Consider the following 13,162-nt stretch of genomic DNA (forward strand, 5'->3'; position numbering starts at 1 on the left):
ATGGCTCACAACAAAACCAACATACAATCCTACATCACCATTCAAAACAACGAAATTGTTTTGAACGGAAATTCTGTATTCAAAATTGAACCAACAGATTTTGCTGATTTTTCGAAACAAGCGTATCGTAATTTTGAAATACAATATCCAAAGTTTTTTAAAATGGATACTTTGAGTAAACTGGCTTTTTTAGGATCAGAATTGCTTTTGAGTCCGATTACCTCAACGGATCAGGAAAATAATATCGCTTTGGTTTTAGCCAATAAATCGTCGAGTTTAGATACGGATGTAAAATATCAGGAATCTATTTCAGACAAAGAAAACTATTACCCAAGTCCAGCGGTTTTTGTTTATACACTGCCAAATATTTGTCTGGGCGAAATAAGTATTCGTCATCAGCTTAAAAGTGAGAATTCTTTCTTTATATTTGATGCCTTTAACACAGAATTCATGTCGAATTATTCGGATATTCTTCTGAATACGAATAAAGCAGATTTAGTTTTGTGCGGCTGGGTAGAATATTTTAACGACAATTACAACGCTTTTCTCTGCATTATAAGCAAAGAAGAAAACGCAAAATATACAAACGAAACTATCAATACATTATACAATAAATAATCATGGAAGCATTAAAAGAAGAATTGAAAAACAAAATTATCACAACTCTAAACCTTGAAGATATTGCCGTTGAAGATATTGCTGATAACGATCCTTTGTTTGGAGATGGTTTAGGTTTGGACTCAATTGATGCACTTGAATTGATCGTGATTTTAGATAAAGATTACGGAATTAAATTAGTAGATCCGAAAGAAGGAAAAACAATTTTCCAGTCTATCGAAACTATGGCAGCTTACATCAGCGCTAACAGAACTAAATAGATTTTAGATTTCGTGCTGAAATCTAAAATTTTAAATGTTTAAAAATCCGTCAACTTTGTCAAAGTTTGAAACTTTGACAAAGTTCTAAGAATCTAAAATCTAAAATGGCAAGAGGTGTTGCAATAACAGGAATGGGAATTATCTCTTCGATCGGAAATTCGGTTGAAGAAAATTATCATTCGTTAATCGAAAATAAAATCGGAATTTCTCGTATCTCAAATATTTCTACAGTTCATGCAGATGTTATTAAAGTAGGTGAAATCAAAAAAACCAACAATGAGCTTATCAGCGAACTGGAATTAAACAACGATAATAATTTTTCGAGAACTGCTATGATTGGTACTTTGGCGGCAAAACAAGCTGTTGAAAATGCAGGCATCACGGCTATAAATGAATTTAGAACCGGACTTATTTCGGCTACTAGTGTAGGCGGAATGGACATGACAGAGACACATTATTACGATTATTTCGAAAAACCTGAATTGATTAAATATATTACCTGTCACGACGGCGGCGATGTTGCTGAAAAAATTGCTGAAGAACTGGGTTTAAAAGGAATGGTTACAACCATAAGTACTGCTTGTTCTTCTGCAGCAAATTCAATTATGGTTGGTGCAAGATTGATTAAAACTGGAAAATTAGACCGCGTTATTGTTGGCGGTGCCGATGCTTTGGCAAAATTCACCATCAACGGATTTAAAACTTTAATGATTTTATCCGACGATTACAACAAACCTTTTGACAATAACAGAAAAGGATTGAATCTTGGAGAAGCTGCTGCTTTTTTGGTTTTAGAATCGGATGAAATTGTTGCCAAACAAAATAAGAAAGTACTGGCAAGAGTTTCGGGTTACGGAAATGCAAATGACGCTTTTCACCAAACGGCTTCTTCAGAAAACGGAGACGGCGCTTTTCTAGCAATGAAAAAAGCATTTGAAGTTTCGGGTTTAAAACCTTCTGAAATAGATTATATCAACGTTCACGGAACTGCTACTCCAAATAACGATTTATCTGAAGGAAGAGCTTTACGCCGCATTTATGAAGAGGAAAAAGTTCCCGATTTTAGTTCAACAAAACCATTTACAGGTCATACTTTAGCAGCTGCAGCGGCAATTGAAGCTGTTTACAGCGTTTTGGCGATTCAGAATAATGTCGTTTATCCGAATTTAAATTTTGAATCGCAGATGGAAGAATTTAATTTGACACCGCAGACTACTTTAAAAAATAAAAACATCGAACACGTTTTATCTAACTCTTTTGGGTTTGGAGGAAATTGTTCAACTCTTATATTTTCAAAAAGCTAAAATGAAAAAAACATATATAAATGGAGTAGGCTGTATTTCGACTCAAAAAACATTTGATACTGTTTTTTTAGAAGAAGCTGTTGTAAATCATGATGAAAATGTACTGGCGATAGTTCCGCCGGCATACAAAGAATATATTTCGCCAGCTGCCAGCCGACGCATGGCAAAAGGTGTAAAAAACGGAATCGTAGCTTCGGCTTTGGCTATGAAAGATGCCAATGTTGAAAATGTTGATGCAATCATAACTGGAACTGGTTTAGGCTGCATCGAAGATTCTGAAAAATTCCTGAAAAGCATTTTAGATAATAAAGAAGAGTTTTTAACGCCAACTTCTTTTATTCAATCTACTCATAATACAGTTGGTGCACAAATTGCACTTTTACAGCAATGTAAAGGTTATAATTTTACGTATGTAAATGGTGCGGTTTCTTTTGAATCGGCACTTTTGGATGCCAAAATGCAGATTGAAGAAGACGAAGCCAATTCGATTTTAGTAGGCGGTGTTGACGAAAACGGAGAATATACTACTTCGCTTTTCAAATTAAACGGACGTATTAAAGCAGATAATTCTGCTCCATACGATGTTTTAAATGCTGCAACCAGCGGTGCCGTTTATGGCGAAGGTGCGAGCTTTTTTGTTTTAGAAAACGAAAGAAAAGATACTACTTACGCTGAACTTCTAGATGTTGTTATTGTAAATACACTGGAACAAAACGAAATTGAAACTAAAATTACATCATTTTTGAAATCCAATAATTTAGAGATTTCAGATATCGATGCTATAGTTTTAGGTTTTGATGGAAATATTGACTTTGAAAATTATTACAGCAATCTGGCTGAAAATACTTTCGCAAAAACGCCTATTTTGTATTACAAACATTTGAGCGGAGAATATGATACAGCTTCGGCATTTGCTTTTTGGATGGCTTCTAAAATTTTAAAAACGCAGGAAATTCCAGAAATTATAAAAGTAAATTCGGTTACGAAACCCGCTTACAAAACCATTTTATTATACAATCAATTAAGCGGAAAAAATCATAGTTTTACGTTACTTTCAAAATGATAACGCATAAAAACATCTCGATATTTTTTATCTTTTTATTGCTTTTACTGCTTCTTTTGAATGTCTATATCGCAATAAGTATATGGTGTTTTTTTGCTGTAATTTTTCTTTGGATCGGAATAAACGCTTTTGGTTCTTCGAGAATTTCATCTAATTATCATGTAAAAGCTTTCTGCAATAATCCATTAGAAACAGAGAAAAAAATTGCGCTCACTTTTGATGATGGACCAAGTGAATTTACTTTGGAAGTTTTAACGCTTTTAAAAAAATACAATGCCAAAGCGACTTTTTTCTGCATTGGAAAAAATGTAGAAACACATCCTGAAATCGTAAAACAAATTATTGCCGAAGGTCACTTGGTAGGAAATCACTCTTATTCCCATTCTAAATTTTTTGATTTTTATAATGCCAAACAAATAAAAGAAGAAATCGAAAAAACAGATTCACTTCTGAAAAAATATACTTCAAAAAAAATAAACTTCTTTCGTCCGCCTTACGGAGTTACGACACCATCCATTCGAAGAGCCTTAAAAATTACGGGACATAAAACAATTGGCTGGAATATTCGATCGCTTGACGGAGGGACAACAAATGTGGAATTAATCTTCAACCGAATTATAAAACGAGTTTCTCCCGGCGGAATTGTACTTTTGCACGATACTGGTTCACATTCTGTTTTGGTATTGGAACAGTTTTTGCAATTTTTACAACAAAATAATTATCAGGTCGTTTCAATCGAAGAACTTTTAAATCTAAAGGCTTATAAAAATTGAACGCAGATGAAACAAATTCGCTATCGCGAAAACGCGGAAAAAACGGATTTTATTAAATCGAAAATTGGTGAAAATTGGTGCAATTCGTGGCAAAAAAATTAAAGTACAATTTAAAAAACATGAAAACTAAAATAGCATTAGTAATTCTTTTTATTTCAAGCAGTTTGTTTGCACAAGAGCAAAAAATGACTACTGCAGAAATCACTCAATTTAAAGAAGACGTAAATATTGTCGCGAAAAAAATCAAAACTTTAAGTACCGATTTTGTTCAATACAAACATTTGGATTTTTTATCAAAAGACATTGAAACTTCTGGAAAAATGGTTTTTAAAGAACCTGCTTTGCTTCAATGGCAGTATAAAAAACCATACAACTACAGCATTACTTTCAAAAACGGAAAAATCCTCATTAATGACGAAGGAAAGAAAAGTGCCGTTGATATTGGCAACAGCAAAATCTTTGCAAGAATTAATAAATTAATTGTGGGAAGTGTAAGCGGAAATATGTTTGACGACAAAGAATTTACGATTTCATACTTTAAATTGAAAGGTCAGAATCTGGCAAAATTTATTCCGAAAGATGCTGCGCTGAAAAAATACATCAAACAAATTGAACTGACTTTTGACAAAGAAGAGGCAACTGTTGTTCAGGTAAAATTGTTAGAATCATCTGAAGATTATACTAGAATTGTACTTAAAAATAAAGTAATCAATGCAAAAATCGACGATTCAGTTTTTACTAATTAATTGCTTTCTGGCAATTGTTTTAGTTTCGTGCGGCTCGGTCACAAAAAACTATACGCCCAAAAAACTAGACAAAACGTCTTATGACGTTCCGTATTTTTCAGATTCAAAAATAGATTATGTTTATAAAACCAACATAAGTGTTTACGGAAATGAGTTATCAGGGATTTTCATTGCGAAAAAAATAAACGATACTACCCACCGAATTGTTTTTACAACAGAATTTGGAAATAAATTAATGGATTTCGAAATTTCTGAAACTGATTTTAAAGTCAATTCTATTGTTTCAGAATTAAATCGAAAAATATTGATCAATACATTAAAAGAAGATTTTAGACTGCTTTTAAAAAAACAATATTTGATTCAAGAGCAATTTGAAAACGAATCAAATGACATTTATAAATCGGCAGACGGCAAACGAGACAATTATATTTATATCTCTAAAAAAGATCAAAAATTAGAAAAGATAGTTCACGCCTCTAAAACAAAAGAAAAATTTACGCTGTATTTCAATTCAGAAAACAATATTTTTGCCGAGAAAATCCAAATTATCCATCAAAATATTAAGCTGAAAATTGAGCTTAATTATTTTAAATCAGAATAGAAAATTTAAACTTATCCTAAAACTAAACTTATCCAATAATGAAAAAAATAGCCTTACTTGCATTCGTTTTATGTATCGGAATTCAATCATCTCAAGCACAAGTAAAAGTTAGCCCTGGGCTTCGAGGCGGTTTAAATGTGTCAACATTAACCAATATTGATGATAATCAATCTAAAACAGATTTCTATGTTGGTGGATTAGTGAATATTAAATTTAACAAATATTTTTCGTTGCAGCCTGAAATAACGTATTCTAGACAAGGTGATGAAGGAAGATACTTTGAAAATGGTCGTTATTATTCTGAAAAGTATGAATTAAATTATTTAACACTTGGTGCGGTTGCAAAATTTAACATTGGCGGTAAAGGCTTTCACATTTTGGGCGGTCCGTCTTTAGATTTAAAAGTTTCTGATAATTATATCAACAGTAATCCCGAAGGTTTTGACCTTGCCATTGTTGGCGGAGTTGGTTATACATTACCAAACGGATTAACATTTGAAGCTAGAATTAAACAAGGATTAATTGATATTTATGGTTACGACGGAATTGATTACGATAATAACGATTATTACTATAATGATGTTATCTTAAATCAGGTTTTTCAAATTGGTATTAGTTACACTTTTAAAGTAAAATAGATGTATAAAAAGAAATTAGCAGCTGTCCTTTTACTCTTTTTTGCAGTTATAAACATTCAAGCACAAGCCTCCTTTAAACCAGGTTTACGTGCTGGTTTAAGCCTTTCGACAATTTCAGAAATGCATGCAGATTACAGACCCGACTTTTATATAGGCGGTTTTGGCGAAATAAATCTAACGAAACGTTATGCGCTGCAGCCTGAAATAAATTATATCCGACAAGGATCTAATAATGTTGCACGAAATTTTATTGATCCCAATACACAAACAGAAAAAATCGTTTATCAAGATTTACAAATGAGTTATTTGTCTATCGCTGTGATTAACAAATTTACATTTGGGCAAGGTTTTCAAATACAATTTGGGCCGGCTTTAGATGTTCTTTTAAACGATAATTTGGCTTTTAGAAAAACATATAATGATCTTTCATTTGTAACAGGTCTTGCTTATAAAATGCCTTCTGGACTAGCTTTTGAATTTCGATTTAAAAAAGGACTTTTAGACGTTTTAGACAGCGATTACTATTATAACAATTCTAATAGTCATTATCTTTTTGGTGATTATAATACTAATGTCAATTTCCAAATAGGTGTTTCTTACTCTTTTAACGTTAAATAAAATATGAATATTAAAAATTTATCAATTATTGCATTACTTTTTTTGGCAATAGGAAAAATACAAGCTCAGGTAACTTTTAAACCAGGAATTCAAGCCGGAGTTAATATTGCTAAAATGACAAATACTGATCTTAACAGCAAAACAGATTTTTATATTGGCGGTTTTGGTGCTTTAAAACTCGGCAGAATTTATACACTTCAACCTGAATTAACCTATTCGAGACAAGGAGGAAAAGGCACAACAGGTATGGGTGTCGTCTATACTTATAATCCGGAAACAAACTCAAGCATGAATGTGCAAGAAACAGGGACTGTAGATGTTTCATTACAATATCTTTCGGCAGTTACAATAAATAAATTTAATTTTAGTGAAAGTTTTTATGCTCTGGCAGGACCTTTTATAGATATTTTGATTGCTGATGATATTAAAGCCAATCCTAAGGCTAAAGAATATAATTTTAACAAAGGTGATGATATCGATTTGGGAATTATTGGAGGATTAGGATACGGTCTAAAAAATGGTATTGCATTTGAAGCAAGAGTAAAAAAAGGACTGACTAATGCTTTTACAAATTATTATGATGAAAGTCGTGACAGCAATAACTTAGTGTTTCAATTTGGTGTTGCATATACATTTGGAAAAAAATAAAATTATGGTTTTACAAGACTTCTATAAAGTACTTTCAGAAGAGAAAACGGGCGACGCTAAATATAATATTCGTATATTAGTTAATGCCAATCATGAGGTTTTTAAAGGTCATTTTCCTGGAAACCCAATAATGCCAGGCGTTTGCATGATTCAAATTATTAAAGAACTTACAGAATCTATTACCAAAAGTTCGTTGATGATTCAAACCTTGACAAATGTAAAATTCATGGCATTAATAAATCCTGAGACAAATCCTGAGTTACGCTTAGAACTTGATATAACTGTCACAGAGGATGATTTGGTAAAGGTGAAAAACACCACTTATTTTAATGATACCGTTGCGCTGAAATTGAGCAATGCGTATAAAAAATTATAATTATGAAATTACTTATATCATTGCTTCTGTGGATAAATTTTGTTGGAACTCCTGATCTGGCTTCTATCCGAAAAATGTATTCTGATGTTGCAAAATCAGAAACTAATGCAAAAGAATTTACACAGAAACTTTCTGGCGTTTCTAATGACGATGATAAAATTTTGGTAGCTTACAAAGCGGCATCTATTTTATTAGATTCAAAATTCGAGAAAAAACTAAGAGACAAAATGGATCGTTTTAAGGAAGGCGCCAAATTACTGGAAGCGACGTTAAAAAGTGATCCAAACAATATCGAAATTAGAATGATTCGCTTAAGTATTCAGGAAGATGTTCCTGGAATTACCGGCTACAAAAAAAATATTAAAGAAGATAAAGCTTTTATTACCGCTCACTATGCAGAGCAAAATACTGCTTTAAAACTATATCTAAAAGACTTTGTTTTACAATCTAAAAGTTTCTCTGATAAAGAGAAGCAGTTTGTAAAATAAGCTCAAGAACAACTCCCAATGAAACCTATATTATCTCAGCAAGATCTGCTCAGTTCAACTTCTTTTTGTGTTATTGTACCCACTTACAATAATCAAAAAACATTGAAAAAAGTGCTGGATTCTATTTTAGATTTCACTTCAAATGTCATTATTGTTAATGATGGTTCGACTGACCAGACAAACGAAATTCTAAAACAATATCATCACCTAACTCAAATTCATCATCCTAAAAATCTAGGAAAAGGTAGAGCACTGCGTAATGGTTTTAGAAAAGCAATCGAACAAAATTTTGAATACGCCATTACGATTGATTCTGACGGACAGCATTTTGCTTCTGATATTCCCATTTTTATTGCAGCAATTCAAGAAGAACCCAATTCACTTTTAATTGGAAGCCGAAACATGACTCAGGAAAATGTTCCAAAGAAAAGCAGTTTTGGAAATAAATTTTCAAATTTCTGGTTTAAGTTTGAAACGGGTATTAAGCTTGAAGATACTCAATCTGGCTTTAGATTATATCCTTTAAAATTAATTCCGAAGCAATTTTACACCAATAAATTTGAGTTTGAAATTGAAGTAATTGTTCGTTCCGCTTGGAAAGGAATTGTAGTTAAAAATATTCCAATTCAAGTTTTATATGATCCTGCAGAACGTGTTTCACATTTTCGCCCCTTTAGAGATTTTACCCGAATTAGTATTTTAAATACCGTTTTGGTAATTAACGCTCTTTTGTACATTAAACCGAGAGATTTTTTTAGAAGAGCAAAAAAAAAAGGTTTTAAAAAATTCTTTCTTGAAGATATTTTAGAAAGCAACGATTCTAATTTCATAAAATCGGCATCAATTGCTTTGGGAGTTTTTATTGGTATCTCGCCATTTTGGGGTTTTCAAACCGTACTGCTTTTTACTTTTGCAGCCTTACTCAGGCTCAACAAAGTCATTGCCTATCTAGCTTCAAATGTAAGTTTCCCGCCTTTCATTCCGTTTGTCATCTATGGTTCCTTAAAAATGGGGAGTTTTTTTGTAGCGGGAGATAACACTTTAGTTTTAGATAGTTCTGTCACGTTTGATGATATTCAAAAAAATGCTACGCAATATATCGCAGGAAGTCTTATTTTAGCATCCGTTTCGGCACTATCAGCTGGCTTTATAAGTTATTTGCTTTTAAGCACTTTTAGTTCTAAGAAAAAAATACAATAATTAAAATGTTTTGCCACAGATTAAAAGGATTAAACAGATTTTTTTTCGCGAATTTCACGAATTAATTTGTGCTAGTTCGTGAAATTCGCGGCAAACCAACACAGATTAGAATCCTTTTAATCCTTTTAATCTGTGGCTAAAAATAAAAATAATGCATCAATACTTTTACGCCATTCATTTATTTGTAAACCGACGAAAATCTTTATCGGTACTTTTGGCCGTTTTGATGCTTTTAGTATTTGGCTTTTTTGCTTCACAAATTAAGTTTGAAGAAGACATCAGCAAACTTATCCCGGCAAATGAAAAAGCCGATGCAACTGCAAAAGTTTTAAAACAATTGAATTTTGCTGATAAAACAACCGTTATTTTTAAACTCGAAAAAAACGGTTCGCAAGATGATTTAAAAGAAATGGCTGCTGTTTTTTCAGACAGCGTTTCTAAATCCTGTAAACCGTACATTACTGGAATTCAAGGAAAAATAGACGAAGAAAACATTCAGGAAACCATTGATTTTGTTTACAATAATCTGCCTCTTTTTCTTGATGATAACGATTATGCTGTTATTCAAAACAAGCTCCAAAAAGACAGTATTGCGGTCACTGTACAAGGAAATTACAAATCGATTATTTCTCCATCTGGATTTATTACCAAAGATTTTATTCTGCAAGATCCGCTTGGAATTTCTTTTATCGCTTTAAAAAAATTACAGCAATTAAATGTTGGCGACGATTTTACACTCGATAATGGTTTTGTAATGACAAAGGATAAAAAGAATTTACTGCTTTTTATAACCTCGGATATTTCTTCAAGCGAAACTGAAAAAAATTCCATTTTTGCCGAAAAACTTAAATCAATTCAGGAAAACTTAAATCAGCAATTTAAAGGAAAAACTTCTGTGAGTTATTTTGGTTCCGCTTTAATTGCGGCTGCCAATGCAAAACAAATTAAAAGCGATATTGTTTTAACAACATCAATCGCGATGTTTACCTTAATGTTGATTCTGATATTGTTTTATAGAAAAATTTTAATTCCGCTTATTATTTTTCTCCCAACCGTTTTTGGAGCTTTATTTGCCATTGCCTTTTTATACTTCGTAAAAGAACAAATTTCAGCTATTTCACTCGGAATTGGATCAATCTTGTTAGGAATTACGATTGATTATTCGCTTCACATTCTTACACATTACAAGCACAACAGCGATATTAAAACATTATACAAGGACATTACGATGCCTGTAATTATGAGCAGTTCAACAACTGCCGTTGCTTTTTTATGTCTGCTTTTTGTAAAATCTGATGCCTTAAATGATCTCGGGATTTTTGCAGCTGTTATCGTTATAGCAACTGGAATTTTCTCGCTTTTGATTATTCCGCATTTGTATAATCCAAAACAAGACAATTTCGAACATAAAAAAAATGCGATTGATAAACTCGCACATTTCTCCTTTCATAATAATAAAATCCTGATTGGTCTTTGTGTTATAATTACAATCGTTTGTTGTTTTACTTATAATAATGTTGGCTTCAATAACGATTTATCTCAGTTAAATTTTGTTCCAAAAGACATTAAAGCAGCCGAAAAACAATTAGAAGAAAGCACAAGTTTAACTTCAAAAACCATTTATGTTGCCTCGTACGGAAAAAGTATGGAGCAAGTGTTACAAAACAACAACAAACTTTTTGGAGATTTATCGAATGAAAAAGAACAAAACAAAATATTGAATTTCAGTTCAATTGGCGGTATTGTGCTTTCGCAAGAAGCGCAAAAAGAGAAAATTGAAAAATGGAATTCATTTTGGAATGCTGAGAAAAAAGAAAATTTAAAATCACAATTGATTTCCGAAGGTTCAAAACTTGGCTTTAAACCAACAACGTATTCGATCTTTTTTGATCATTTAGATTTTGATTTTAAGCCGATATCTATTTCAGATTATTTAAAAGTTCAAGCGCTGCAACTGAAAGAATTTGTAACCGAAAAAAATGGTTTTTATACGATTTCAACTTTAGTAAAAGTTACCCCAAAACAACGTGATATTTTTGTAAAATCAACTTCTGCCAAAGACAACATCATTGCAATTGATCGTCAGCAAATGAATGAAACCTTTTTCAGTACACTAAAAACCGATTTTAATTCGCTTGTAAATTATTCTTTTATTGCCGTAATTTTAATTTTATTTTTCTTCTTCCGAAGAATCGAGTTAGTGATTATCAGTTGTATTCCTATTGCTTTAACGGGAATTGTTACGGCTGGAATTATGGGCATTTTTGGTATTCAAATGAATATTTTCAGCATGATTGTCTGCACCTTGATTTTTGGTCATGGTGTTGATTTTAGTATTTTCATGACAAGCGCTTTACAAAAAGAATATTCGTCAGGAAAAAATGAAATTGCCATTTACAGAACTTCAATTATTCTGGCGGTAATTACAACTATTTTAGGAATTGGCGCGATGATTTTTGCAAAACATCCAGCATTGCGATCTATTTCTTCTGTTTCCTTAATTGGAGTTTTTGCAGCTTTAATTATCACGTTTATTTTTTATCCTATACTGTTCAAATTATTTTTGTCGAATAGGCCTAAAAACGGAAATCCTCCTTTTCAATTGCGCACTTTTATTCATGGTGTAATTTCGTTTTTCTATTATGGCATGGGCGGCATTTTAATGTCGATTTTCAGTTTTACGATAATGCCGATTTTACCGCTGAGCAAAAAAACAAAAATGAAAGGTTTTAGATATGTGATTTCAAAATTCATGAAATCTGTATTGTATTCAAACCCATTTATACACAAAAAAGTTGTCAATAATTTTAATGAAACGTTTGATAAACCAGCTGTTATAATCGCAAATCATTCTTCGTTTATAGATATTCTTGCTATGGGAATGCTGAGTCCAAAAATTATTTTTTTAGTAAGCGACTGGGTTTACAACTCTCCTATATTTGGCGGAACAGTTAGAAAAGCAGGTTTTTATCCTGTTTCTGAAGGTCTTGAAGGCGGTGTGGAACATCTAAGAAAAAAAGTAGACGAAGGTTACTCTTTAATGGTATTTCCAGAAGGAACCCGTTCTGAAAACAATGTTGTAAAAAGATTTCATAAAGGAGCCTTCTTTCTTGCTCAAGAATTTAACTTAGACATTATTCCCGTTGTAATTCATGGTGCCTCAGAAGCGATTCCAAAAGGCGATTTTGTAATTCATCGCAGCAACCTTACCGTTTCAATTTTAGAGCGAATTACTCCTGAAAATAATTCTTTCGGAAATAATTATGCTGAACGTACAAAACAAATCAGTTCTTTCTTTAAAGCTGAATATCGTAAAATTCGCGAACAGCTTGAAGGTCCTGCTTATTTCAAGTCAATGCTTGTTAACAGCTATGATTATAAAGAACTTGAAATTGGCAAAAGTGTAAAAAAAGATCTAAGTCAAAATTTAGAAACGTATTATAATTTAAATAAATACATTGATTCTAAAGCCAAAGTACTTCATCTTACAAATGATTACGGGCAGCTCGATGTTTTATTGACTTTGCAGGAACCGCAGCGAAAGGTGTTTTCATTTATAAATGATGAAGAAAAATTGGCTGTTGCAAAAACGAATTATTTCCTTAAAAAGAGAAAAATACTCTATTCTGATCAAATAGAACCTGCATTTGAAAATCAACATGAAATTCTTTTAATTTCTGATGAAAGCTATGCTGCTGCTTTTGAAAAAATCATTTTAAGCACGGCAATAATTTTAATCAGCTGTCCAGATTTAAAAGCTAAACTGATTGCTGCTGGTTTTGAAATTGCTGCTGAAGAGAATGCTATAACTGTATTAAAGAAAAAATAG

General features: G+C 32.1%; 14 protein-coding genes. All 14 read left to right on the top strand.

The window, feature by feature from the left end; all coding sequences use genetic code 11:
- The 14 genes from ACHRVL_RS02955 (at position 1) to ACHRVL_RS03020 (ending at position 13,162) form a co-directional block, all read left to right on the top strand.
- Positions 1-618, top strand: coding sequence for a 3-oxoacyl-ACP synthase (locus ACHRVL_RS02955; protein ID WP_395410192.1), 618 nt, complete (start codon positions 1-3; stop codon positions 616-618).
- Positions 619-620: 2 nt separating this feature from the next.
- Positions 621-878: a phosphopantetheine-binding protein gene (locus ACHRVL_RS02960; RefSeq protein ID WP_068841663.1), complete on the top strand. Its 258-nt coding sequence runs from the start codon at positions 621-623 to the stop codon at positions 876-878.
- A 104-nt stretch (positions 879-982) separates the two neighbouring features.
- A complete protein-coding gene (locus ACHRVL_RS02965; RefSeq protein WP_395410194.1) occupies positions 983-2,182 on the top strand; it encodes a beta-ketoacyl-[acyl-carrier-protein] synthase family protein in 1,200 nt (399 codons plus the stop codon).
- Between the two features lies 1 nt (position 2,183).
- Entirely contained in the window at positions 2,184-3,245 is a 1,062-nt protein-coding gene (locus ACHRVL_RS02970; RefSeq protein WP_395410196.1) for a beta-ketoacyl synthase N-terminal-like domain-containing protein, read from the top strand.
- Positions 3,242-4,018: a polysaccharide deacetylase family protein gene (locus ACHRVL_RS02975; protein WP_395410197.1), complete on the top strand. Its 777-nt coding sequence runs from the start codon at positions 3,242-3,244 to the stop codon at positions 4,016-4,018. The genes ACHRVL_RS02970 and ACHRVL_RS02975 overlap by 4 nt, the downstream gene beginning before the upstream one ends.
- 119 nt (positions 4,019-4,137) lie before the next feature.
- On the top strand, positions 4,138-4,764 hold the full coding sequence (locus tag ACHRVL_RS02980) for an outer membrane lipoprotein carrier protein LolA (RefSeq protein ID WP_395410199.1): 627 nt from the start codon (positions 4,138-4,140) through the stop codon (positions 4,762-4,764).
- Positions 4,730-5,365: a hypothetical protein gene (locus tag ACHRVL_RS02985; protein ID WP_395410201.1), complete on the top strand. Its 636-nt coding sequence runs from the start codon at positions 4,730-4,732 to the stop codon at positions 5,363-5,365. Before ACHRVL_RS02980 ends, ACHRVL_RS02985 begins: the two co-directional genes overlap by 35 nt.
- A 38-nt stretch (positions 5,366-5,403) precedes the next feature.
- On the top strand, positions 5,404-6,003 hold the full coding sequence (locus ACHRVL_RS02990; protein WP_395410203.1) for a porin family protein: 600 nt from the start codon (positions 5,404-5,406) through the stop codon (positions 6,001-6,003).
- Positions 6,004-6,621 (top strand): outer membrane beta-barrel protein, encoded by a 618-nt coding sequence (locus ACHRVL_RS02995; RefSeq protein WP_395410204.1) that lies wholly within the window; start codon positions 6,004-6,006, stop codon positions 6,619-6,621.
- A gap of 3 nt (positions 6,622-6,624) precedes the next feature.
- A complete protein-coding gene (locus ACHRVL_RS03000) occupies positions 6,625-7,269 on the top strand; it encodes an outer membrane beta-barrel protein (RefSeq protein ID WP_395410206.1) in 645 nt (214 codons plus the stop codon).
- 4 nt (positions 7,270-7,273) lie between these two features.
- Positions 7,274-7,645, top strand: coding sequence for a 3-hydroxyacyl-ACP dehydratase (locus ACHRVL_RS03005; protein ID WP_395410207.1), 372 nt, complete (start codon positions 7,274-7,276; stop codon positions 7,643-7,645).
- Between the two features lie 2 nt (positions 7,646-7,647).
- Positions 7,648-8,133: a hypothetical protein gene (locus tag ACHRVL_RS03010; RefSeq protein WP_395410209.1), complete on the top strand. Its 486-nt coding sequence runs from the start codon at positions 7,648-7,650 to the stop codon at positions 8,131-8,133.
- An 18-nt stretch (positions 8,134-8,151) separates the two neighbouring features.
- A complete protein-coding gene (locus ACHRVL_RS03015) occupies positions 8,152-9,333 on the top strand; it encodes a DUF2062 domain-containing protein (protein ID WP_395410211.1) in 1,182 nt (393 codons plus the stop codon).
- 151 nt (positions 9,334-9,484) lie between these two features.
- A complete protein-coding gene (locus tag ACHRVL_RS03020; RefSeq protein WP_395410212.1) occupies positions 9,485-13,162 on the top strand; it encodes a 1-acyl-sn-glycerol-3-phosphate acyltransferase in 3,678 nt (1,225 codons plus the stop codon).

The sequence above is a fragment of the Flavobacterium sp. FlaQc-28 genome, assembly GCF_044007415.1.
Lineage (GTDB): Bacteria > Bacteroidota > Bacteroidia > Flavobacteriales > Flavobacteriaceae > Flavobacterium.